Here is a 25,395-nt window from a genome sequence, read left to right as displayed (position 1 = left end):
TACAGACACACCCCAAGAATCGCGCAGAAATCACTTTTTTCTTATTTATTACAAATAGTAACCAACAAAAGAATGGAAGATGCGTTAACATCAATTTATAATGTCTATTTGTAACATAAAAATAAATATCATAACTTTGCACCCTGAGACAGGGTTGCATTTTAAGACAGAGTTTCTTTTCTTAATATTCATTTATAAGATATTTCTCTTCGACTGAGATGTAGCCCTAATGAATAAATATCTATAATATTTTTCGATTTTACAAATATTTATTCTGTTTTGGGAGGTTGTTTGCACTTTTGCTGAGATTGTGATGCATAGGGATCTATCCAGAAATGATTGAGCATATCGGGCACTTCAACAATGATTCGAATTCTGATTGTGAGGGTGAAACTTTTAGATTTTATGATTGTTATAACAATGTGTAAGCAATTGTTTTGTTCGTTCTGGCGGGAAAAGAACAATAATAAAGAAACACCTTCTGTTTGCGGTTTTTTTTTTAATTATATTTATTTATGACAACTCAGGTACAACCCAGATATACAAGGACAAGCGGAAAATTTGTGGTAATACGTACATTTACAATCATTGCTTTTTTTGCACTACACGGAACTTTTTTCGGGCAGGTATCCATCGGCACGACGGAGGCTCCCGACAAGGCTTTACTGCTGCAACTGAAAACGCAAGAGCCTGATGCAGACAACGTAACTTCTACCAAAGGTGGACTTGTACTGCCACGCGTAAGGCTAGTGGACAAAACAACGCTTGAGCCGTTTATTGCCAATGATATTGATTTCCAAAACAATGTAGACAATGTAAAAGGTCTCCATACCGGACTGATGGTATACAATGTATACAGTTCGGCCGAAGTGACACCTTCCCCGTCCGACCCCAATAAGATATTCCAACAAGGAACCCACGTATGGGATGGAACACGATGGAAAAGAATGGGATTAGGTTTACAGCAAGCGCTATTTTTCTACCCTCCGTCTTTCAACCTTCCATTGCCGGCGATAGACGCCGATACCGATCCGGTAAGAAGTTTCGACCTGTACGAAGCGTACGAAAACCAATTCAACAAAACAAATACGGTAACAGTCGAAAATTATACAGGTGACCAATGGATAACCAATACGGAGTATACTGCACCGAGAGTGCCTTCGCCAACCGGAGACAGGCTGTATACGCGCGATGAACTCGACTATGTAATCACATATTACGATGTAAATATAATCTACGACGTCAGTATCAATACGCAGGGGGTAATGTCGTACCGGGTAAAGGATAATGATCCGGGGCCTACGTCTTTTCTCAACCTCGTATTTGTCGTAAAACAATAATGAACTGAACTCACTACGCAAAATGAAACGATTTTTAACCATAATAGTCCTGACTATTACCATCTGCTTTGAGGCAATGGCTCAGGAAGAAAATGATAGCTGGCTTGCTCCTTCCGTAGATGAAGTATCATGCCTGAATGTATCCAACAATTTTACATTGAAGGTAGATGGAGGCGAAGGTTTCACAAGTGTCAAATCCATTGTCATCGATTGGGGTGACGGTTCTATAACAAGAGTGAATTCGCCGGTAGTCGGAGTTTTTACCTATAACCATACCTATACCGAAGCAAAAAATTATACGATCAGGGTTACGCCATACTCAAACACAGCGGAAACCCAGGCAGTGGCGGATCAGGTAAAAACAGCGACTATAAAGATACGGTCGTGTGTACTCCCTGTCAATCCTAACATACATATATATAACAAAAACTAAAGAGCAATACGAAAGATGATATATTCAAGAATACAATTAATATATGTGGCGGCTTTGATATTGCTGTGCTGTCCGGCAGCGAAACTGCAGGCACAGGTAACGATAGGCTCCGGTAATACGCCGGTAAAGGCAGCCTTACTGGAAATAAAGACACAATCGCCCGATGCTGATAACGTAACTTCCACCACAGGCGGATTAGGTCTGTCGCGCGTACAACTAGAAAATAAATATACCCTCGAACCCTTCATCAAACCAGGTGATGCCGAATGGGCGGCAGGAACTACGCAGAACGAAACCAAAAAAAATCACACAGGGCTGATGGTCTACAACCTTACGTCCAACCTAACCACCGAAACAGAACCTGCCAAACGTTTCCGCCAGGGTCTTTATCTGTGGAACGGCACACAATGGAATTTCGTCAGCGAGGGCTTTGGGCAACGTTACTTTTTCATTCCATCGTTCAACATACCCATTACAGGCATTACCCCAGATGGAAACACCGAGACTATAGACTTATATGCGCAATACAAGACGCAGTTTACTGCCGATAACGAAGATAGCAATGTAAATCCGACCTTTGTCAGCAGCAATGCCGCCCTCAAGCGCGTGCCGTCTCCGGGCTTCGACAAGCTGTACGAACGCACCGATCTGGACTATGTGATTACTTACTACGACCCTACGGTAATGAGCGATGTGGCGATAAATGCCAATGGTGTGATGACTTACAAGATTATCAGTCTCGACACTTCGCCTGCATCCTTTATCAATGTCGTATTTGTGATAAAAGAGGAAAGAATGAATTAAAAAAGATAGGGTTATCGTATCAATATACAAATAACCCGGAACAGAACAATATATGAAGTGTAACACCCCAATTATAAATTCCGGCAGATTCGGGTCAATAAACTCCTTTGGAGAAAATCGTCCCTGCACCAGTTCTTTTACGAATAAAATAATCAGGAGCTTATTCTTATGCTTACTGTTTTTCAATATTTTCACTGTCACACATGCTGCGTTGAAAGTGAATATGCACAATAGTAGCCTGAAATCAGGTTCTACTTATACTTTTCCTAATTTAACCGTATCGGGAGATGCGTTGGACAAAGGTTATGTGATTAAGATTAAATATTCGGGCGTAATTTCCGCCGGTGATGAAATAACGCTTCCCTCACTACCGGGTGGATGGAGCGAGCTTTCGGGAGGTACGTTGCAAGAATATACTATTCTGATTAATACAGGAGCGACTGCAGCTGATATACAGAGTTTTCTGCGGTTGGTAGAGTTCACTGTCGGTTCAGATAGGGCAGGGCAAGAAATAAGCATTTGGATAGGACATGATTCGAACAACTCGAGCAGAAGCCTCAATTATAACCCCGATAACGGGCATTGGTACGAATTAAGTAATGATGGCCTCTCGTGGGCGGATGCCTACAATGCGGCACTGAGAAAATCCTTTTCAGGATTACAAGGATATCTGGTAACAGTTACTTCGGCTGAAGAACAGGCTTTTATAACGTCCTTTACCAACAATGAAAAGTCGTATTGGATTGGGGCAACCAGATTGGATATCCGTGATGTCCAAGATCCTGTAACAGGTTTGCTGGCAAGCGCACCTACTGCGTCTCTCGATTATTGGTACTGGACTGCCGGGCCCGAATGGAATGATCATGGAAGAGATCCCGAGCAAAGTGTCTTTTATAATAAAAAAGCTGTCAACAGCAGCACTGAATACCCACCGTTGATACCAAACTACACGTATACAAACTGGTTAGACGGAGAGCCGAATGACTGGCCCGGCGCAAATGAAGATTGCGCATACGTTGATCCGGGCAAAAATATCCCGGACAGTTGGAGCGATTATACAGGAACTGCCTCTAAACCATATCTTGTCGAATATAACGGAACAATGCAAGGTGCAAGCTCCGAAGGGGTTATTATAGGTGCAAGTATTCTAAACGCCTCGGTCGGCGGCATAGTAGATAATGGTTTGTCTGAGACAACACCTGTTTGGTTGCACGATGGAGATATACTCACATATACTATTACCGCCGCCAACCTTTCAGCCACTAGCAGTTCGGTAGTTGTTCGCGATACAGTTCCGGCGGGATTGACAGTCGATGTAGCGAGCGTTGCCAGTAGTGGCGGAGTCTACACAGAAGCGACACGCGAAATTGTATGGAATCTGACTATTGCCCCGGGAACGGACACATCCGTTAGCTTTAATGTCACAAAAACAGCTGGAGCAACCAATCTTATGACCAATACAGCTTATGTGACAAGTGGCGGCATCACAAAAAAGACCAATAGTACGTATCATGCCGGGGAACCCAAACTTAGTCGCATCTCGTACCAGTATATGGCATGTCCCGATGGTGGCAAGTCTGAAATTACGCTTGGATTTTATGAGCAGGAAGGAGTCTCATACAAGTGGTACGATGCAAGCGGAGGCACGTCTATCTCCTCTGCTCCTTCTATTACGGTAACCAAAGATGGTACACCTGTCCAAATTTGGTATGTGGAGCTTACCTACAACGGCGAAGTATTGGCAGACCGGGTTCCTATTTATCTGGAACTTGCCGAAAATTGCGGAGCTACCGAGCCTGTGGGATGTGCAATAGACGGCACATTATTGTTCAGTGAAGATTTTGGAGGCAACAATACCGATGATCCGGTAGAAGGTCCCCCTTTGGATGACAGCCTCATCTCTTACTCTCACCAGACGACAGTCACCAATGGTGTAGACGAAGGGGCATACATTATCACAAAAAAAAGCAGGGGAAATGATGTATGGTATGAAGTTACAGACCATACTTATCCCGACGACTTAACACGCGGATATATGTTGCAGGTAAATGCAAATAAGGATGCAGGACAATTCTACTCATTACAAATCGACAATCTGCTCGATAAACAGACCTTATATTTCTCTACCTGGATAATGAGTGTATTGAATTATCATGGGGAGAATCCGACAAATATGATATTCGTACTCGAAGACGGAAATAATAATGTAGTAGCTAAATACTATACAGGAAATATTCCGGATGCAAGCCCGACATGGAAACAGTATGGTTTTGGGTTTACAATTCCCGAAGGGCAAAAGTCGCTTGTGCTGAGAATTATCAACAACGGGATAGGATCGTCAGGTAACGACTTTGTATTGGACGATATCGAAGTGCGGTTATGTGTGCCGGAAGCGGAAATATTAAAGCCTATAGACTCAGATACGGTAATTTGTGCAAATCATAGTGTAAACTTGGTCGGAGCCTATTCCGATCGTGATAACATATTTGGTAACGATCTTGTTTACCGTTGGGAATGGAGTGATACCGGAGATGTGTCAGATCCGTCCGGATGGTCAGTTGTCAGCGGGACAGGTATTTCCGGTATATCGGGAGTGTCCAATACGGGAACGATATCATCCACGCTTACTATAGATGAGATGTTGCCCGAACATGAGAAGTATTACCGGTTTATTGTAGCAACATCCGAAAACATTGAAGATTATAACAAGCGTTCCATGTCGAGGGTGGTTCACTTGGCAATCGACACTTGTATTATTGCGAAGAACGATACTGTATCTACGTTTGTCAACACTCCAATTGTTGTTCCGGTGCTTTCAAACGACATAATAGGTGCATGTTCCGACGCCGATATATCGCTGTCGCTATCTACGGAAAAGGTAGCGCAAAACGGTTCTGTAAGTTTAATAAACAACAAAATCGTATATACCCCCAAGGTAGACTGGGTAGGCATTGATTCGTTAGACTATGTACTGACAGATTGCAGCAGTACATTCAAAAGTACGGCAACGGTGTATATTACGGTTTCATATCGTCCCGATAATATTGTGGAAGCTTGTATCGGCAGCGCGTCTCCTATAACAAGCAGTTTTACGGTTGATGATACGGAAACTTACCAGTGGCAGCAGAGTAAAGATAAAATTACATGGGTAGATGTAGCCGGGGCCACTACAAATGCATGTACTCCGTTTGATAAAAAGGCGGGAGTTACGTATTACCGTATGGCTGTGACCTACGACACAAAGACTGTTTATAGCGAGTCGCGGACGGTAAGAATAAAATCTTGCCAATTACCCGTAAACCACAACATAAGTGTGATGAGATACGGCAATTGATATATGGAGCCGTCGCTTGTTTGAGCTTAGGATAGACCTCGAACAGGATTTGTGCACGGATTTTTTGCTGTTCATTCCATTTAGAGAAATGTTTAAGCAGGATATGTTTAGAGCGTGCCATAATCTGTGGCATAGTCTCACCATTGCTAATCCTTGCTGGCTGCCACGGCTCCAGTAAATGGCCCTGCCCTTTGGCTTCTTTGCGTTTCTCCTTGTATTCCAGGTGTAAAGGGCAGGTAGCGGATGCCGATACATTAAAGGCTTTGTTTGCTAAAGAAACGACGGTGATTGTAGATGTACGAAGACTTCAGGAGTTTGAAGGGGGACATTTTGATGGGGCTGTTAATATGCCGTTACAGTCTTTGGGAGACTCGATAGAATCCTTGCAGCAATATAAGGATATTATAGTCATTTGCCGCAGTGGCAGACGTAGCGCCAAGGCTAAAGCCGAATTGGAAGAGAAAGGCTTTGCCAATGTTTACGACGGCGGCGGCTGGAAGCATCTGAAAGAGGTATTGGAAGTGAGGGAGGAAGAATTACAGCGTTAATTTATATAACCCGTTACTGATAAGCTTAAATCCGTTTTTTTCCAGTACTTTGATTGATGCGATATTGTATGCATTAGGGTCGGCAATGATGTGGTTGTATCTACCTTGGCTTTTAATGGTCTTTACCATTGCCTCTACGATCGTGCTGCCTAAGCCTTTAGCCAGATAGTTTTCTTCTCCAATCATATAGTCGATCCCTACTGTTCCGGCAGGTTCCTGCGACCAGTCGCCTTCGGGTGCTTTGTCCGTTTCATAGTATTGGGTAAAGCCTATCGGACTGCCATCGTACTCTACTATGAAGTAATGTATCCAGTCTAATGATGCCAGATGTTCCATAACTTCCGATATCCAGTCTTCCGGTTCACCGAAGAAGTCTTTGATATAGGCTTTGTTCAGCCATTCTTTGAAGATATTCATATCTTCGGGTGTAAAAGGTCTTAGGGTTAACATGTTAGTTGATGTATTTGATTTTCTTCATAAATTTGGGAGCAACATCGAATCTCTTGATAAAGCTCATTTGCATATTAGCTGTATCAAAAATCAGTTCAAGCGAGTTTGTCCGGGTCACATACATCCTGTTGACAACGAAGGACAAACTGACGGTCCAATCATCGGCGTTATACCCTGCCGCGATACGAGGAAAGACAGAAGGGGATATTTCTACTTTCTTAAAATCGGAAGTGTTTTCAATACCCAAGTTAAATCCAACGGACACACCTCCCGAAACAAAGACATGACGATTGATAACCCAGTTGTAAACATATCCTCCGCTAATGCTTAGCTGATAGTTCCTTAGCTTATTATATTCGTTCAGGTGTAAAGTGCTGTCGCTCTGTATCTCATTATAATAAAGCCCTCCGCCTATCTGCCAGCTGCCGGCCGATTTTAGTTGTTTCTCGCTTTGGTTGAACGCTGCTTTGTAGGAGAACTGCTTATTGTTGAACACATATTGGCCATGTATGCCGTATTGTATGACTTTGATATCGGGGAAAATCTCGTACACATCTTTCTCTTCGTCTTCGTCCTTGTAGAATCCCTTATATTGTTGAAAGAAGATATCGGCTATAAATTTGCGTCCGTAATAATGATACTGGAAGTCGAGAGCTTTTGTATCTCCACGTTTCTTATCCCTCATAAATCCAAAGCCGTATCCTCCGCTTATCGAGTAATTCTTGTATGTTACCCCTAATCCTATACTTGCCGGGTTGTTTGGCATATATGTAATTTCCCTGTTGTCGTCTATCTCATGTGTTAATGAAGTGAACTTATAATATACATGCGGTTTTATTGATAACTCGTGGCTATATGGCTGTATGTAAGAACTGTCTACCTGTGCATGGCAGAAGGAGGCGTATAATAGAAGTATAGGCATGATACACCTTGTGTATATCAGCATTTCTTTCGTTGGAAACATCTAGTCAGTTTTATTCTCAAAGTTATGCAATATAAACGGATAAGATGATTGGATAGTATGTTTAAATATGGAATATGCCGATAAATGCTTTATGAGAAGGTTTATTTGATCTCCGTACTCTTTTATTTAACTATCAGAATACGGAGCAAAAATGAAAAGGTTGGAAAGTCTGGCCTACACATTGGTATCCTTGCCATAGTCGTAATTGACCATCCAATAGATACCAAATTTATCTACAAAATATCCAAACAGCGCATTCCAGAAGGTCTTTTCAAGAGGCATAATTATATTGCCTCCTTCTGATAATGCCTTGAATATCCGTTTTGCTTCATCTGCTGTGTCTGTATTAACAGACAATGAAATATTACTGCCAAATTGAACTCCTCCTCCAAAGTGTTCGGATGTATCAGCTCCAAACAGGATCGTATTCTTATTTATAGGATAGGATATATGCATTATCTTCTCTTTCTCCGATTCGGGCATAGGTTGATCGGGTATATCCTTGTAACGTCCCACAAAAGCGAATTCCCCACCAAAGACTGACTTGTAAAAGTTGAATGCAGCATCACAATTACCATTAAATGATAGGTACGGATTTATTGTTACCATAGCCATGTACTTATAAACTGGTTTGATTATCGAGCCTTATTTATAGAACCTTGTGTTCTATTGAGAGTAAACATTTTATGTATAAATAATGTTCTGCAAAAGGTATTAAATCTTTTGCCATATCTACATCCTATGGTAAATAAGGTTGGAACTGTACCGGTAGAATTATGCTGATTCTATTATTCCGTACTCTTAAACCTCACTTTTTAATATCTGATTGGCTCTTTTCAGGGCTGCGTTAATGTTATCGCATATATTTACTTCTCCTATCATACCGGGTATCTCCGAATGCTTAATCATGGCATTTACCTCCGGGCGTACGCCTGAAAGTATAACCTGTATACCATCGTTCATAGACTTTCTGCACAGGCTGGTCAGGTTATGCAATCCCGTAGAGTCGATAAATGGAACCAGGCGCATCCGTATAATCCGTATTTTCGAATTGTCTCCGATAATACGCATACTTTCGTCAAACTTATTTGCTATACCGAAGAAGAACGGCCCGTCAATTTCGTACACTTCCACTTCGTCAGGTAAAGTGAGGATTTCCTCATCCTGAGTAAATTCACTCTCGTCAGTTAAGTCCAACTGGTTCTTTATAACCGAAACCTGGGTTACCTCATTGATCCGCTTAAGGAACAATACAACCGCTAGTAACAGCCCTACCTCGATAGCTATGGTAAGGTCGAAGATTACAGTAAGAAAGAAGGTTATCAATAAAACTGCGACATCAGACTTCTGATTTTTGAGTAGAGCCTTGAATGTACGCCATTCACTCATATTGTATGCTACAATGACCAGAACTCCCGCCAGGCAGGCCATCGGTATATATTGGGCTAATGGCATCAGCAAGAGGAGTATCAACAACAGCACCACGGCATGTATAATACCGGCAACCGGGGTGCGTCCGCCATTGTTTATATTCGTCATAGTACGGGCAATAGCGCCTGTAGCAGGAATACCGCCAAACAGGGGCGTGACTATATTGGCTACTCCCTGCGCTATGAGCTCTGTATTCGAGTTATGCTTTTCGCCACCGATAACGCCATCTGCTACTGTAGCCGACAGCAGCGACTCTATCGCCCCCAGCATCGCTATGGTGATGGCTACAGGCAGTAGGTCGGTTATAGTCGCTATATTGATGTCCGGAATTTCCGCATCCGGAATTTCCGCATTGATTCTGAAACGGTCTCCGATGGTATCAATAACATTGATTCCCGCATAGGTTTTTAATAAATATACGACTATCGTGATTATGATAATTGACATTAGCGATCCCGGAACCTTCTTTACAATGCGGGGCGTAATTACTATAATAAATATACTGGCTATACTGATGATTGTATTCCACCAGTTGATCGTATCGAAGTGTTTAAAATATATTATCCATTTTCCGATGAAATCTCCCGGAACCTTTTCACCGCCGAAGCTCAATCCGAATATATCCGCTATTTGTGTTGTAAAGATGGTTACGGCAATACCACTGGTAAATCCTACAATAATAGGATAGGGGATAAACTTGATAATCTTGCCCAACTTAAAAACACCCAGCAGTACTAATATGACACCGGATATGATGGTGGCTATTATAAGCCCTCTCAAGCCGTGAGTTTGTACGACTCCATATACGATGACAATAAAAGCCCCCGTTGGCCCGCCTATCTGTACACGGCTCCCACCCAGAAAGGATATGATGAATCCGGCAATAATGGCTGTGATAATACCCTGTTCGGGGCTTACTCCCGACGCAATACCAAAAGCCAGAGCCAAAGGTAAAGCTACAATGCCGACAATGAGGCCGGACATAAGGTCGCTTATGAATTTTTCTTTGTTATACGTTTTTAGAGAAATAAACAGTTGGGGCGTGAAGTCCTTGAGAAAATCCTTTTTCATAACAGACAAATAAATACAATTGATAAGAGATAAATATTTGCTATATAAATATAAAACACCCCGGTAAGTAGTTGATTATGCAACAAATATTTTTGTTGTTTAGATTCTGTCTAATTAACATACCTAAAAGGCGTTATTCTTATATGTTCATTTAAGCCACAAAGGTATAAAATCATTTGAAATCTTTTTCAGAAAAGGATTTTAAATGCTATTTTTGTATAAACCCAATTTTTTAAACTATCATTAAGTTATGGAAAAAAGTATTAAAGGTACGGAAACTGAAAAGTGTTTGTTAAAATCATTCGCTGGAGAATCTCAGGCCAGAATGCGTTATACAATGTTCGCCGGTACAGCGAAAAAAGAAGGTTATGAGCAAATTGCTGCAATCTTCCTCGAAACAGCAGATCAGGAAAAAGAACATGCGAAACGTATGTTTAAATTTCTGGAAGGCGGTATGGTGGAAATTACAGCTATGTATCCCGCAGGTAAGATAGGTACTACAGAAGAAAACCTTATAGAGGCTGCAGCCGGAGAACACGAAGAATGGGCTGTTGATTATCCTGCCTTTGCTGACATAGCCGAAAAAGAAGGATTTAAAGAAGTTGCTGTAATGTACCGCATGGTAGCTAAAGTAGAGAATATGCATGAAGATCGCTACAAAGCTTTACTTGCTCGTGTACAAAGCAATGGTGTTTTCTCTCGTGAAGAAGCAATAGACTGGCAATGCCGTAATTGCGGATTTGTAATTAAGAGTAAAGCTGCTCCTAAAACATGTCCGGCTTGTCTTCATCCGCAGGCATACTTCGAGCCATTGAAATGGAACTTCTAATCTGAAATCTAGGAATAGGGGAAGGTCGCGAAATTCGCGGCCTTTTTTATTTTACATCGTTTTTTCTTATAAATATCAAAAATTCGTTAAAAACAGAATCATTTTATCTTTAATAATTGTTATTTCTATAGGTAATGAGAGTCATAATAACCTTAAAGATAATACCTTATGAAACCATACAATTTTACATTATTCAAGGTGGTTCTATTATCATTTTTCTTCATTCATTTTCCTTATGATTGCTTCTCTCAAGATAAAGGCTCACTGACAGACTCTATTGTCAGACTGGATGACATAATGGTCATCGGATATGCGATAGGCAGTCAGGCTACCATATCGGGGGCTGTAGACAAAATCAATGAAATAGATATGAATAAAGGGCTGATAACTTCTCCTTCGGATGCTATCCGGGGTAAAATTGCAGGCGTCTATATTACCCCTTCAAACAATGGGCCGGCTGTATTATCGTCAGTGCGTATACGGGGAACAACATCGTTGACGGGGGGAAACGATCCGCTGATAATTATTGATGGCGTATTCGGCAACATGAGTACATTGAGCAGTATATATCCGGCAGACATAGAAAGTTTTACTGTTCTCAAAGATGCCTCCGAAACAGCTCAGTATGGCTCGCGTGGCGCATCGGGAGTAATAGAGATAGCAACGAAGAAAGGGAGTAACCGCCCCTTTAACGTAAGCTACTACGGTAACCTGAGTATAGATCATGTTTCGAAAAAGCTGGATATGCTTTCCGGTAACGAATACAGGCAACTGGCAAAAGACCGGAATCTGCAGTTTATCGATTTGGGGAATAATACGAATTTCCAGAACGAAATACTTCAGTCAGGTCTGGTACATAATCATCATTTGGCAATAAGCAGCGGTACGGCATCATCTAATTACCGCATTTCGGTCGGTTTCATCGATAGGGAAGGAATTATAAAGAATAACCGTTCGAAAAACTATACGGCAAAAATCGATATTAATCAGAAAGCACTGGAGAATAAATTGTCAGTAGATTTCGGTGCTTTTGGTTCTATGCTGAAAAATAATTATTTATTCGATTCCCAAAAGACATTTTATTCTGCGGCAGCATTTAATCCTACTTTTCCAAACCATAAAAATAAGGAAACCGGAGCATGGGATCAAATTACGTATGCGAGCCAGATAACCAATCCTTTGGCTTGGCTTGAGGTAGATGATGATGAGACGAATGCCCTCTTTAACGCCCATGTAAACGTAAACTACTTCCTGACCGGTAATCTTAAATTATCCGCTTTTGGCTCATATACCTATAATAATGTGGAAAATTCCCAGTATTTGCCTACATCGGTATGGGGACACGGGCAAGCGTATAAAGGAGAGAAGAAAAGTGAACACATGCTGGGTAACCTTATCCTTAACTATAAAAAAGATACGGGCTCGCATCATATAGATATACTGGGGCTTGCTGAGGCTCAGAAAGAAGTTTTAACAGGATTCCATACCACTGTTACAAACTTTTCCTCCGATGAATTCGGTTATAACAACATTCAGGCAGGAGCTCTTCGCCTGTGGGAGGGTACAGCATCCTTTTACGACGCGCCCAGTCTGGTATCGTTTATGGGGCGTGTAAATTATGTATACGGCAGGAGGTATATAGCAACGGTAAATGCCCGCACTGACGGTTCATCCAAAGTAGGTAAGAATAATAAGTGGGGATTCTTCCCTTCATTTTCTGTGGCATGGGCATTACACGAAGAAGGATTTATGAAATCGCTTCCTGTGTTCAATCAGTTGAAGCTTCGCTTGGGATACGGCTTGTCTGGTAATCAGGATGCTATAGATTCCTATACGTCATTGCAATTGATGAAACCTACAGGAGTAGTTCCTGTAGACGGCTCTCCTACAGTGGTTTTGAGCACAGCCCGTAATGCCAATCCCGATCTTAAGTGGGAAGTGAAACATACGCTCAATGCCGGCCTGGATATAGCTTTACTGAGCAACAGGATTTATTTGAAGGCTGATTATTACAGGTCGGAGACCAAAGACATGCTGTATACTTACGAAGTAAGTGTGCCGCCATTCGCATATAATACCCTGTTGGCAAATCTCGGTTCGATGCGTAACAGCGGCTTTGAGCTATCTGTAGGTGTAACCCCTTTGAAAACCAGAGATATGGAATTGAACATAAATGCAAATGTAACATTTCAGCAAAATAAGCTTCTCTCGTTGGATGGCGTTTACAATGGCCAAAAGATGTCTGCTCCGCAGTATATCAGTGTTGCCGAATTGAATGGCGCAGGATTGCATGGCGGCTACAATCAGATAGTATATCATATTGTTGGGCAGCCTCTGGGCGTGTTTTATCTTCCTAAAAGTTCAGGCCTGATAACGGGGGAGGACGGTAAGAAAAAATATGGGATAGAAGACCTTAATGGCGGAGGAGTCAATCTCGAAGCCGGAGAAGACAGATCTGTCGCAGGACAGGTAATGCCGAAAACATTACTGGGTTCTAATATCAGTTTCCGCTATAAGGATTTTGATTTGTCGCTTCAGATTAACGGAGCATTCGGCCATAAAATCTATAATGGCACATCTTTGACTTATATGAATATGAATGTATTTCCGGATTATAATGTGTTGAAAGAAACTCCTGGAAATAATATATATGATATTGTTGCTACAGATTACTGGCTCGAAAAAGGCGATTATATAAACATCGATTACCTGACTGTTGGCTGGAATCTTCCTCAAAGGTGGTTTAGAAAAAAGTCGCAGTCATTACGGTTATCCTTTTCTGTAACCAATCTGGCTACTATAACGGGTTATTCGGGCCTGACACCTATGATTAACAGCCTTGTATTGGATAATACACTGGGATTGGACGATAAACGCTCTTATCCCGTATCCAGGACATATACAATTGGCTTGAATTTTAAGTTTTAAAAAACCAATAGCGATGAAAACAAGCATGAACCAACGGTCACAGGCGCGAAGCGCATGTAATTGCAAAACCCTACGCCGCCTGTTCCGGTTTTGTCATGTGCGTTCCCATACATCCTTTTAAAATAAGATTATAGTATGAAAAGGTTTAGTTTTTATTCAATAGTTTATCTTATCTGTGGCATTATCTGTCTTGCATGCAGTGATTTTCTGGATGAGAAGCCCAAGGATCAGATACCCGAAGACGAAGCTTATAAGACGCTGCAAAGTTTATACCTCAACACAGTAGCGTCTATGTACAGTCATGTAGGCGGATATGAAAACAGCCAGGGATTGCAGGGGACTACACGGGGTATTTACGACTTTAATACCCTGACTACAGATGAGGCTATGATACCCACCAGGGGAGGCGACTGGTACGATGGCGGTTTCTGGCAGAGGCTATACCTCCATACATGGGGTGTTCAGGATCAATCGTTAAGGGCGACATGGGAATATTTATATAAAGTGATTATACTAAGCAATAAGTCGATAGAGACACTGCAAGCATCGAAAGATAAATTTGATAAGATTCAGATAGATAAGTATATAGCCGAAGTGCGGGCTTTTCGGGCAATATACTATTATTACCTGTTGGATATGTTTGCGCGTGTACCGGTTACTACCAGTTCTTCTATACCTATAAACGAAATAGAGCAAAGCAACCGGAAAGAAGTGTTCGATTTCATCGTTAAGGAATTACAGGAGTCTGTCTCTTTATTAAGCAAAGAGCGGAGCAATCAGTTCGGAGAATACTATGGCAGGATTACCCAGCCTGTGGTGTATTTCGTTTTGGCAAAAATGGCCTTGAATGCTGAGGTATTTACCGATAATGACTGGACAGACGGGAGCAGGCGGGATGGTAACCCAGTCTACTTCTCTATAGATGGTGTGCAATATAATGCATGGCAGGCAACTATTGTTTTCTGCGATAAGATAAAGGATATGGGGTACAGGCTTTCACCGGATTATGAAGATAATTTTATCGTATTTAATGAATCGTCCGTAGAAAATATATTCATTATACCGATGGATAAGCGGAGTTATACCAATCAGATGCAATATCTGTTCCGCTCATTACATTACAACCATTCTAAGGCCTTAGGCTTCGGCAGCGAAAACGGGACGTCGGCAACATTGGATGCTCTCCGTATTTTCGGATATGGAACAGATAATGTTGATCCCCGTTTCGAGAAGAATTATCATGCCGGCATAATATACGATTTGAATGGAAATCAGGTAAAGGATGATATGGGGAATGTACTGGAATACTTCCCATCGGAAATAAAGCTCGATCTGTCGGGTTCTCTTTACGAAAAGATGGCCGGAGCCCGAATGAAGAAATATGCGATAGACAAGACAAATATAAAAGATGGCAAGCTTATCGACAATGATATTGTGCTATACCGCTATGCGGATGTCTTATTAATGAAAAGTGAAGCAAAAGTACGCAACGGAGAAAGTGGAGATGCCGAACTGAACGAGGTAAGAGCCCGTGCCGGGGCCGCTTACCGTACTGCTACATTGGATAATATATTTGACGAACGTTTGCTTGAGTTAGCATGGGAAGGCTGGCGTCGTCAGGATATGATACGATTCGGTAAATATCATGAAGCTTATAGCCAACGGCCACAGCTACATGGGGAGGCAAGCGGTTATACAACGGTTTTCCCGATTCCCCAAAGTATCCTCGACCTGAATCCGAATCTAACCCAAAATATGGGGTATTGAAAAATACTGTACTATAATAAGAGTCTGTTTAAATTTTATAGCAAATCTTTTTTATAGCTATTTTTAGATGTATTTTATCATTTTTGCCAGCCGAACCAACGGTCAGCGGAGTTAATTAGCGGGCTAAACCAAGAGTAAAAAAGGGAATTGAAAATCGGCGGAGCCAAAAATACGGTAAAAAGAGCATAAAAAAATTGCTAAGAACTATTGGACCAGAACCTATAATAAAAATTTTCGCTAAAATTTAAATAGGCTCTAATAAAGAAAGCAGCAAGATGAATTTTGCTGCTTTCTTTAATTATGTAGCTTATTTTACAATTTATTTATCAGGCTCTTAGGTAGATAGAATGTATCGTTCTTATCTATATACACCGTTACAGTACTTAATGATATAGGTTGGTCATTGAGATATACGACAGACTTAAATGCCGGGATAGTTAATGTCATATCCCCTTTTTTCACTTTCAGGACAGGAAAATCCGTTGTCTTATCTATCGAGTAATCAAGCCCTTTAAATACTTCGATATGTTTAGCGAATATCTCATCTGTCATTTCAGACAAAGTCGTCTTTATACCCAAAGCATCAGCCAGATATTGGTTGATTTCGGTATTGGTATTCATTCCTATCGGTAAGTCTCCATTCGGATGATAGGCGGCCAGAAATACTTCTTCTCCGGTATGGCCTCCTGTGGTGAAACCGAAATAGGTGTGCTCGTTCATGATCTTGATAATGCTTGAACCCATATTCACACTGTTGCTTACTTTCATATAGTCCGCTTCCTTATAGTTTTTTGAGCTAAGCAACAATTCGAGTTCTTCGTCATTCAGGTCTATATCTGTATATTCTTTGAAGATACGCTTGAAGTCTTCCGGTTTCGATTTCAGCAATATCCTTTCCAGTCCTTCTCCGGTCTTTTTGTATTTGGATACGCTGCCAAACAGCTTGTCGAGACTGGCTCTGTCGTAACTCTTCAGGTCTCTGCGTCCGATTGTGAATCCGCTGTTACCGTGGTCAGGCAATACAATGACTGTTGTTTCCCCATTCTTTTTAGCAAAGTCCATAACTGTGCCCACTGCTTTGTCAAAAGCCAGATATTCGGTAATACAACCTATCGCGTCATTGCCGTGAGCCGACCAGTCTACTTTACTGCCTTCTACCATCAGGAAAAACCCGTTCTCGTTTTGTGACAACCTGTCCAGTGCCTTTTGGGTCATTTCAGCCAATGATGGTATTAGCGTAGAATCCCTGTCAAGGTCGTATGGTAACTCTTTTTCGCAAAATAGAGCCCAGACTTTATCCTTTCCGTTAAAATCGCGGAACGCTTTTATATCATCCTGTATAAGCTTTGTTCCTGTATTCTTAAAATACTGTTTTATATCATCTGTGAGAATAGAGTTCCCGCCCCCGAACATTACATCCATATTCTGGTATGCCATTTGAGAAGCGATGTACTCATATTTCCCGCGGGCGTAGTAGTGAGCCGAGCAATCTGCGGGCGTAGCGTGTGGAAACTCTACGGTAACAACCAGTCCGGTGGCTTTGTTTTGCTGATACTTTGCAGCTTCCAGTATTGTAGCCAATGGCTGATAAGCCTTTGCCGGGTCTACAGGTACAAGGTCGTTCTCCGGATCGGCTACAGGGTATATCGATACATTTCCTGTTTGTTGGGGCATACCTGTCATATACGCTGATGTAGTCGGAGCAGAATCTCCTATAGGGGCATTTGAGGAAAACGTTTTAACCGTTCCGCACAGATGAGGATCGATGGCTAAATTGTTTCCACCAAGTTTGTTGTAAATCTGATACCAGCGTGCAGCGGAGACTACACCCATGGATGTTCCGTCCGGTATCATTACAATGACATTCTTTGTTGGTCTGACCTGTCTGCGGTACTGCTGTTGGGCATATATCGTAGTAGATAAGATCAGCAGCAATGATAAGACCACACTCACTTTTTTCATGTTATGTGTATTTGAATTAGTAATAAAATTGAAAATTTACCAAAGTTACAAAATTATAATAGGCTGTTTAAATTTTATAGCAAATCTTTTATCTGTCTGAAACTGTAATGAAAATTTTTGCTAAAATTTAAACAGGCACTATATTTACCACACAAAGTTACAAGTAAGGATTTAAAAATATTGATGTATCTTTGCATCTTAACTGAAAATTGATTTTTCGGGTTAAATATTTTCATAAACTATCCGGCGGATATAAATATAAAACTTAAATATACATGGAGAAGAGAAAGCCTCTGATACTGGTTACCAACGATGACGGGTATCAGGCTAAAGGGATAGAAGCGTTGATAGATAGCGTAAAAGATTTAGGCGAGGTTATGGTTGTGGCTCCCGACGGGCCTCGTTCCGGTATGTCGAGTGCTATCACATCATTGCAGCCATTGCGGGTGCAGCTTATAAAGGACGAACCTAACCTGAAAATATATATATGCAGCGGAACTCCTGTAGACTGTGTAAAACTGGGGATAAATGAATTGGCGGAACGTAAACCGGATATGGTACTTTCCGGGGTAAATCACGGGTCTAACGCGGCTGTTTCGGTTCTGTATTCGGGGACTATGGGTGCAGCCATAGAAGGAGCAGTCTTTAAGATTCCATCTATTGGCTTTTCTTTGCTCGATCATGACCACAATGCAGACTTCTCATATACGAAGAAATATATCCATGCGGTAACAAAGCAGGTATTGGGTGAAGGTTTACCGGCAGGAACATGTCTGAATGTGAACGTTCCTAAAGGAAACAGCATTAAAGGGATCCGTGTTTGCCGTCAGACATCCGGGCAATGGGTAAACGAGTTTAAAGAATCGAAAGATGGCGCTAATAAACAGATATATTGGTTGACAGGTAATTTTGCCAATGATGAACCTCATAATGAAATGACCGATGAATGGGCTTTAGCCAATGGCTATGTGTCGGTTGTCCCAGTAAAGGTGGATATGACAAACCATGAACATCTGGCCCTGATAAAGGCTTGGGAAACCATACTTTAGAAATTTGATATAAAACGAAGTCAACAATGAAGTACTTTTTAGTAGCAGGAGAAGCCTCCGGCGATCTGCATGGATCGAACCTGATGGCAGCCTTAAAGAAGCAGGACGCGGATGCCGAATTCTGTTTCTTTGGCGGAGACCTTATGCAGGCTCAGGGAGGAAGGCTGGTAAAGCATTACCGCGAAATGGCCTTTATGGGCTTTATCCCTGTTTTACTAAATCTGAGGACTATTTTGCGGAATATGAAAATGTGCCAGGAAGAGGTTATCCGGTTTCAGCCCGATGTCCTTATCCTGATCGACTATCCCGGATTTAACCTCAAAGTTGCCAAGTATATCAAAACGCATACGCAGATACCCGTTTATTACTATATATCGCCTAAAGTATGGGCATGGAAAGAGTATCGGGTAAAATCATTCAAGAAGTATGTGGATGAAATGCTCTCTATTCTTCCCTTTGAGGTCGATTTCTATAAGAAACATGATTACCATATCGATTATGTGGGCAATCCTGTAGTAGATGCGGTGGCTAATTTCAGGGAGGAAAACAAAGGCGATACCCGCGATAAATTCATCTCGGAGAATGTCCTTAGCGACAAGCCTGTGATAGCCTTATTGGCCGGAAGCCGTCAGCAGGAGATCAAAGATAACCTGCCCGCTATGCTCGAAGCCATCGACGGTTTTGGCGATTATCAGGCTGTGATAGCAGGGGCGCCGGGCATAGAACCCGATTATTATAAAAAATATATAGGAGGCAAATCCTGTAAGATTGTTTTCGGACAGACATACCGATTGTTACAATATGCGGAAGCGGCGTTGGTCACTTCCGGTACGGCAACGTTGGAAACGGGTTTATTCAGGATTCCTCAGGTTGTATGTTATAAAACGCCTATACCACATATTGTATATTGGGTATTTAAGAACCTGTTGCATACGAAGTATATCTCTCTGGTAAACCTGATAGCAGACAGGGTAGTGGTGCAGGAACTGTTTGCCAAATTTTTCTCGGTGGATACGATTAAAAATGAGGTAAATAAACTGTTGGATGATACTGTTTACCGTAATAAAATGCTGGCAGATTATGATGAAATCATAGAGATACTCGGTAAGCCCGGAGCATCGGGGCGGGCGGCCGGTATTATTATAGAAAAATTGAAGAGAGAGGGTTAATCCTCTCTCTCTTTATGTCAGGCGTTCCGTATGTTTTACACTATATTTCGATTCTATTTTGCTTGTTACCTGGTGGTTAATGTAAAAATGGAACAACGATATAGATAAGGATTTTAGATATAATTTCGCTCACAATCAACGCTATGGCAAAGGATACTCCGCCCACTATACCTTTTATATTTCCAGACACCGAATAAGCGTTATACTTGAGGGCAATAGACCATACGATTATTATTATTGAAGTTACTGAGATGGCTGCCATCAGTATTATATTTTCTTTCAATATAGCCATAACCTGAGCAATGTTTGCAGTATCTATATTGCCTATTTCGAGATGAACAGCCGGAATCAGCCCAATCAATCCGAAAAGGACATGTGGGATCTGCGACAGTGACATTGTTCCGGCAATATCAATTACCCTTACCGAGGATTTTGATGTAACACGGGCTGTAATATAAAAGACCGCTGTCATGGAAATAAGGGCTATAACCTGATAAGCAATATGTACAATGTAGGCTGTCGGGTGTGACAACGGAGCATACTGCATACCGATTACCCCGTTGAAATGCGTATTTCCTAAATATCCGATAATGGATAGCAATAACATGATGCATAGTCCAAATACGAGAGCTTTGCCGCCGGCAATAAACTGAAATGGCTGGAACAACCATGCAAAAATGCGAGATTTACTTTTCATAGCTTTTAAGTTTTTCGATTATATCATCTAACAAATTTCTTACAGTGGGGTAGCTTAACCCCAGATCTTTAGCCATATCCTTCAGGCTGCCGCTATTCTTTACAAACTTGAGGATAAAATCCTGTTCATCTACAGCCAGGCGCGCCAGTACAGGCAGTTCATACAAACCGTGTACTTCAGTACCACAGTTTTCACATGCAAGGCTTTTTACTTTTAGTTGTGTCTGACAACTTGGACAATTACAAGGTAACATATTTTATCTGTTTTTTTACAAATATAATATTTGTTTTAATAATATTAAAATATATTTGAATAATATTTAGATTTTGTTTGATAAATATCAAGATTGATTAATCGGAAATATTTTAAGAGTAAAAAAACTGTTATTTGTTTATATATGCGAATCAAGGGTTAAAAAACACAGTAACTTATTGTCCCGAAGGGACTGAAGGTGGATAACCACGGGTAAAACCCGTGGCAGGGACTGACAGAAGAATATGTCTCCGTAGGAGGCAAATAGCAAAAACAAATACCATTCGCCTCCTACGGAGACGGCCTCTCCCTATCCGATTTTTCCACGGGTTGTACCCGTAGTTATCCATATTAGCCCACTTCGTGGACTTAGAACCCTGACTGCAAAACAGAAGATTGATTTATAATAGTATACTGCAACCCAGAGCAACCCTTGATTCGCATTATATACAAAAAGTGACAAAAGTGACAGTTATTATGTTGTTTTTGATTGTAACCTTTTCATGTTATATTTAGCTATCTTGACCATTATTTCAAAGAACTCCTTGTAATAGATAAATTTTCTTTGGCTTAGTAACATGGATATGAAATCTATGGGTTTACTTTACAAAAATTCAGAAGAGTCTTATAATCTCCTTATATTTGCATAATATAGGATGCGCCTCGGCAATTTCAAGCAAGCTTGATTGCGCTCGGCTTTCACTATATTTGTAGAATATAGGATGCGCCTCGGCAATTTCAAGCAAGCTTGATTGCGCTCGGCTTTCACTATATTTGTACAGAAATAAAAAAGTAATGAAAAACGATATAAGAATCAATTTTATACTGCCTTTCAAGCCCCGCCGCCCTGCCGGAGGTTTCCGTGTAATGTATGAATATGCGAACCGTATGGCATACAAGGGTTATCAGGTGCACCTGACTTTCCCTATAAAGACAAGGTTTATGAAATACCGACTGCCATACCTTGTCCGTTGCATCCTGTCTAAGATAGAGCGGTTCGACAGCGATAGATGGTTTGAGTTCGACCCCGATATAACGATGTCTTATGTGAATGAAGTAAGAGATAAATATGTGGTTGACGCGGATATTGTTATCGCAACATGGTGGTCTACAGTATTGGATATGGGAGCGCTCTCTCCCCAAAAGGGGAAAAAGATAAACCTGATACAAGGCTTCGAAAATTGGGAAGGACACGAGGAATTGCTATATTCTTCTTATAATATGGAAGATACGGTAAATGTAGTGGTTGCGTCATATTTGCAGAAAATAGTAAAGCAACATACCAATAACAGGATTGAACTGATAGAAAATGGTATCGACAACAATATATACTATATTAAGGACAGGATAGAAAGCCGTACTGCAGCGAGTGTTGCCATGATGTATTCCCTCCAGGAAATCAAGGGTTCAAAATATGGGTTGGAAGCATTGTATCTGGTAAAAGAGCAAATACCGGAACTACAGGTCGATCTGTTTGGTATATCCCCATCTCCGGAAGGGCTGCCGGACTGGATTAAATATCACAGGGATCCTGACGATCTGTGTAATATATATAACTGTAACTCCATCTTCATATCGAATAGCTTTACAGAAGGATTCGGGCTGGTGTCCGTAGAGTCTATGTTTTGCGGATGCGCTTTGATCTGCACTGATATCGAGGGGCATAAGGAATACGCCTTCGAAGGCGAAACAGCATTGCTGGTAGAAACAAGAAACCCGGAAAAAATGGCGGATAGAATATCTTATCTGATAAATAATAACGATTATCGCATAGCTTTAGCAGAGCGTGGGCACGACTATGTTTTACGCTTCAGCTGGGACAACGCGGTAGAGAAGATGGAAAAAGTTATCGATAGTGTATTATAATAAGAGGGTGCCTCAAAAGCCTGTCATCCCGTGCCTGACACGGGATCTCCTTAAAACCACTATGTTTATCAGGGGATTGCGGGTCAACCCCGCAATGACAATAATGCTTTTTGTTTTTGAGACATCCCCTACAAGGATTCTTTATTTTGTCTCCTGATTGTTTGCTATTGCATCCACTACAGCCACGGTAGTAAGATTTATAATATCCCTTACAGAACTTTCTATGTCTGTAAAATGGACAGGTTTACGCAATCCCATCTGTATAGGCCCTATACTCTCGCCGGCAATCCCCAGTTCCATCAACAGCTTACTGGATATATTCGCAGAACTCAGGTTAGGGAATATCAAGGTGTTCACATCTTTACCTTTCAGGGTGTTGAATGGAAAAGTTGTATCCCTTAACTCCTTGTTCATGGCAAAGTTCAATTGCATTTCTCCGTCGATATCGTAATCCGGATAATTTTCGTGGAAATACTTTATTGCGTTCGAAATACTTTTCGGGCTGCCGTTATCGTCCGCCCCATAGTTAGAAAAAGATAGCATTGCTACGACAGGCTCTGTGGAAAAGTATTTCACCGTATCATGAGCCAGTTTCACAATCTCAATGAGTACATCTTCTTCAGGCCAGCGGTTTATAAGCGTATCCGCAAGGAAATACGGGCCTCTCTTAGTCTGCACGATATGCATGGCTGCAAAGTGCTTATATTGAGGTTGTAATCCTATTACCTCCAACGCTGTCTTGGCAAATTCGCGGTAATGGCTGTAAATACCTGTAATTACGGCATCCGCGTCTCCGGTTTCTACCATCATCATACCAAAGTAGTTACGGTCGCTCATCTTTTCGAAAGCTTCCTGATAGCGGATACCTTCTCTCGATTTCTTTTCGCTTAATATCTGGGCATAACGTGCACGCCGCACATCTTCCGAAATATTCCTGTGGTTGATTATTTCAATGCCATTCAGGTCGAGCCCGTTATCTTTAGCTATATTCCTTATCCGTTCTTCACTGCCCAATAAGATAGGTTCGCACAAATTGTCTTTTTGGGCAATAATAGCAGCCTTTATGGTATTGACGTGATTACCTTCACAGTAAACCACACGTTTCTTTTCGCTCTTGGCTATAGCTGTAAGGCGGTGGATAAGCTTATTGCTATAGCCCATCATTTCAGAAATCCTGTTCTGGTATTCGTCCCAGTCTGTTATTACCTTACGGGCAACGCCGCTGTCGATAGCCGCTTTAGCCACGGCGGTAGATACAGTTGTCAATAGTCGCGGATCCAGCGGTTTCGGGATAATGTAATCCTTGCCGAATTTTAGTTTTTTTATTTCATACGCGGTATTGATTACATCAGGAACCAGTTCCTTTGCAAGTTCGGCAATAGCGCGTGATGCCGCCAGTTTCATTTCTTCGTTTATACCGGTTGCCCTTACGTCAAGTGCTCCTCTGAAAATGTATGGAAATCCCAGCACATTATTTACCTGATTAGGGTAGTCGGAACGTCCTGTAGCAAAGATAATATCGTCCCGTGACGCCATCGCTTCTTCGTATGAAATCTCAGGGTTCGGGTTTGCCAGAGCAAATACGATAGGAGTATGGTTCATCTTACGAACCATTTCTTTGGTAAGCACATCGGCTTTGGATAATCCTAAGAATACATCCGCGCCTTCAATGGCTTCGTCAAGGCTCGTGATATTGCTGTCTATGGCAAACTCTTTTTTTGTGTCGCTCAGGTTCGTCCTGCTTGTTGTTAACACCCCCTTGCTGTCGCACATAATGATGTTTTCTTTTTGTACACCAAACTTCATATATAATTTAGTGCAGGCAATGGCTGATGCTCCGGCTCCGTTTACTACAAGTTTTATTTTTGATATGTCCTTTCCAGCTATGTCGAGGGCATTTAGCAATGCCGCGGCGGAAATAATTGCAGTTCCGTGCTGGTCGTCATGCATTACCGGAATATCCAGTTCTTCTTTCAGCCTTCTCTCTATTTCAAAACATTCGGGTGCTTTTATATCTTCCAGATTAATGCCCCCGAAAGTAGGGGAGATCGCTTTTACTGTCTGTATAAACTTCTCTGGATCTTTTTCATCGACCTCTATATCAAATACGTCTACACCCGCATATATCTTAAACAGCAGGCCTTTACCTTCCATAACGGGCTTGCCTGCCAAGGCTCCTATATCGCCTAAGCCTAATACTGCCGTTCCGTTTGATATTACAGCTACCAGATTACCCTTTGTCGTATAGTCGTACGCCAGTTGAGGGTCTTTTTCTATTTCGAGGCACGGCTCAGCGACTCCCGGAGAATAGGCGAGAGACAAGTCTGTTTGTGTACTGTGGGGTTTGGATGGTACTACCTCTATTTTTCCCGGCCTCCCGTCTTTGTGGTACTTTAACGCCGCTTCTTTTGTAATTTTAGGCATGGCTGTCAGTGTTTTACAGGTTTGTAATATTTACACATTGTTCTATCACAAAGTTAGGAAAAATGAAATTGATAATG

The 25,395-nt window shown here is 41.6% G+C and carries 19 protein-coding genes; 11 read left to right on the top strand and 8 right to left on the bottom strand.

What is annotated here, in order from left to right; translation table 11 throughout:
- Nucleotides 1-515 precede the first annotated feature (515 nt).
- The 5 genes from D0T84_RS12050 to D0T84_RS12030 all read left to right on the top strand — a co-directional run bounded on the left by D0T84_RS12050 (nucleotide 516) and on the right by D0T84_RS12030 (nucleotide 6,459).
- A complete protein-coding gene (locus tag D0T84_RS12050; protein WP_163308123.1) occupies nucleotides 516-1,340 on the top strand; it encodes a hypothetical protein in 825 nt (274 codons plus the stop codon).
- Between the two features lie 22 nt (nucleotides 1,341-1,362).
- On the top strand, nucleotides 1,363-1,773 hold the full coding sequence (locus D0T84_RS12045; RefSeq protein WP_163308122.1) for a hypothetical protein: 411 nt from the start codon (nucleotides 1,363-1,365) through the stop codon (nucleotides 1,771-1,773).
- A 15-nt stretch (nucleotides 1,774-1,788) separates the two neighbouring features.
- The gene (locus D0T84_RS12040; RefSeq protein ID WP_163308121.1) at nucleotides 1,789-2,577 is read left to right on the top strand and encodes a hypothetical protein; all 789 of its coding nucleotides are present in this window, start codon (nucleotides 1,789-1,791) and stop codon (nucleotides 2,575-2,577) included.
- Nucleotides 2,578-2,629: 52 nt separating this feature from the next.
- Nucleotides 2,630-5,911, top strand: a complete 3,282-nt coding sequence (locus D0T84_RS12035) for an Ig-like domain-containing protein (RefSeq protein ID WP_221413135.1) — start codon at nucleotides 2,630-2,632, stop codon at nucleotides 5,909-5,911.
- A gap of 191 nt (nucleotides 5,912-6,102) precedes the next feature.
- A complete protein-coding gene (locus D0T84_RS12030; RefSeq protein WP_163308119.1) occupies nucleotides 6,103-6,459 on the top strand; it encodes a rhodanese-like domain-containing protein in 357 nt (118 codons plus the stop codon).
- Here D0T84_RS12030 and D0T84_RS12025 read toward each other — a convergent pair.
- The 4 genes from D0T84_RS12025 to D0T84_RS12010 form a co-directional block, all read right to left on the bottom strand.
- Nucleotides 6,448-6,909, bottom strand: coding sequence for a GNAT family N-acetyltransferase (locus tag D0T84_RS12025; RefSeq protein WP_163308118.1), 462 nt, complete (start codon nucleotides 6,907-6,909; stop codon nucleotides 6,448-6,450). The two genes, D0T84_RS12030 and D0T84_RS12025, sit on opposite strands and share 12 nt — an antisense overlap.
- 1 nt (nucleotide 6,910) lies before the next feature.
- Nucleotides 6,911-7,873, bottom strand: coding sequence for a DUF4421 domain-containing protein (locus D0T84_RS12020; protein ID WP_163308117.1), 963 nt, complete (start codon nucleotides 7,871-7,873; stop codon nucleotides 6,911-6,913).
- A 174-nt stretch (nucleotides 7,874-8,047) separates the two neighbouring features.
- A complete protein-coding gene (locus D0T84_RS12015; protein WP_163308116.1) occupies nucleotides 8,048-8,482 on the bottom strand; it encodes a VOC family protein in 435 nt (144 codons plus the stop codon).
- A gap of 192 nt (nucleotides 8,483-8,674) precedes the next feature.
- Nucleotides 8,675-10,375, bottom strand: coding sequence for a SulP family inorganic anion transporter (locus tag D0T84_RS12010; RefSeq protein WP_163308115.1), 1,701 nt, complete (start codon nucleotides 10,373-10,375; stop codon nucleotides 8,675-8,677).
- Between the two features lie 250 nt (nucleotides 10,376-10,625).
- Between D0T84_RS12010 and rbr the strand changes: the two genes are divergently transcribed.
- From rbr to D0T84_RS11995, 3 genes are all read left to right on the top strand, one after another.
- A complete protein-coding gene (gene rbr / locus D0T84_RS12005) occupies nucleotides 10,626-11,204 on the top strand; it encodes a rubrerythrin (protein WP_163308114.1) in 579 nt (192 codons plus the stop codon).
- Nucleotides 11,205-11,372: 168 nt separating this feature from the next.
- Nucleotides 11,373-14,132, top strand: coding sequence for a SusC/RagA family TonB-linked outer membrane protein (locus D0T84_RS12000; protein WP_163308113.1), 2,760 nt, complete (start codon nucleotides 11,373-11,375; stop codon nucleotides 14,130-14,132).
- A gap of 135 nt (nucleotides 14,133-14,267) precedes the next feature.
- Nucleotides 14,268-15,899 (top strand): RagB/SusD family nutrient uptake outer membrane protein, encoded by a 1,632-nt coding sequence (locus tag D0T84_RS11995; RefSeq protein WP_163308112.1) that lies wholly within the window; start codon nucleotides 14,268-14,270, stop codon nucleotides 15,897-15,899.
- A gap of 312 nt (nucleotides 15,900-16,211) precedes the next feature.
- Here the strand turns inward: D0T84_RS11995 and D0T84_RS11990 are convergent, their stop codons facing one another.
- Nucleotides 16,212-17,861, bottom strand: coding sequence for an alkaline phosphatase (locus D0T84_RS11990; RefSeq protein ID WP_163308111.1), 1,650 nt, complete (start codon nucleotides 17,859-17,861; stop codon nucleotides 16,212-16,214).
- 275 nt (nucleotides 17,862-18,136) lie between these two features.
- On the opposite strand from D0T84_RS11990, the gene surE reads away from it, so the two are divergent.
- Nucleotides 18,137-18,910 carry a 5'/3'-nucleotidase SurE gene (gene surE / locus D0T84_RS11985; protein WP_163308110.1) on the top strand — a complete coding sequence of 258 codons (774 nt, stop codon included), beginning with the start codon at nucleotides 18,137-18,139 and terminating at the stop codon, nucleotides 18,908-18,910.
- A gap of 26 nt (nucleotides 18,911-18,936) precedes the next feature.
- Nucleotides 18,937-20,079 (top strand): lipid-A-disaccharide synthase, encoded by a 1,143-nt coding sequence (gene lpxB / locus D0T84_RS11980; RefSeq protein WP_163308109.1) that lies wholly within the window; start codon nucleotides 18,937-18,939, stop codon nucleotides 20,077-20,079.
- Between the two features lie 76 nt (nucleotides 20,080-20,155).
- Here the strand turns inward: lpxB and D0T84_RS11975 are convergent, their stop codons facing one another.
- Nucleotides 20,156-20,776 carry a hypothetical protein gene (locus D0T84_RS11975; protein WP_163308108.1) on the bottom strand — a complete coding sequence of 207 codons (621 nt, stop codon included), beginning with the start codon at nucleotides 20,774-20,776 and terminating at the stop codon, nucleotides 20,156-20,158.
- Nucleotides 20,766-21,029 (bottom strand): DUF2089 family protein, encoded by a 264-nt coding sequence (locus D0T84_RS11970; RefSeq protein ID WP_163308107.1) that lies wholly within the window; start codon nucleotides 21,027-21,029, stop codon nucleotides 20,766-20,768. The genes D0T84_RS11975 and D0T84_RS11970 overlap by 11 nt, the downstream gene beginning before the upstream one ends.
- Before the next feature lie 794 nt (nucleotides 21,030-21,823).
- On the opposite strand from D0T84_RS11970, the gene D0T84_RS11965 reads away from it, so the two are divergent.
- Entirely contained in the window at nucleotides 21,824-22,894 is a 1,071-nt protein-coding gene (locus D0T84_RS11965) for a glycosyltransferase family 4 protein (RefSeq protein WP_163308106.1), read from the top strand.
- Nucleotides 22,895-23,035: 141 nt separating this feature from the next.
- On the opposite strand, the gene D0T84_RS11960 is transcribed toward D0T84_RS11965, so the two are convergent.
- Nucleotides 23,036-25,318, bottom strand: a complete 2,283-nt coding sequence (locus tag D0T84_RS11960; protein ID WP_163308105.1) for an NADP-dependent malic enzyme — start codon at nucleotides 25,316-25,318, stop codon at nucleotides 23,036-23,038.
- Nucleotides 25,319-25,395 lie beyond the last annotated feature (77 nt).

Origin of the sequence: Dysgonomonas sp. 521 (genome assembly GCF_010501055.1) — a bacterium.
GTDB lineage: Bacteria > Bacteroidota > Bacteroidia > Bacteroidales > Dysgonomonadaceae > Dysgonomonas.
Note: the sequence above shows the minus strand (reverse complement) of the source record. Positions and strands in the feature narration are given on the sequence as shown.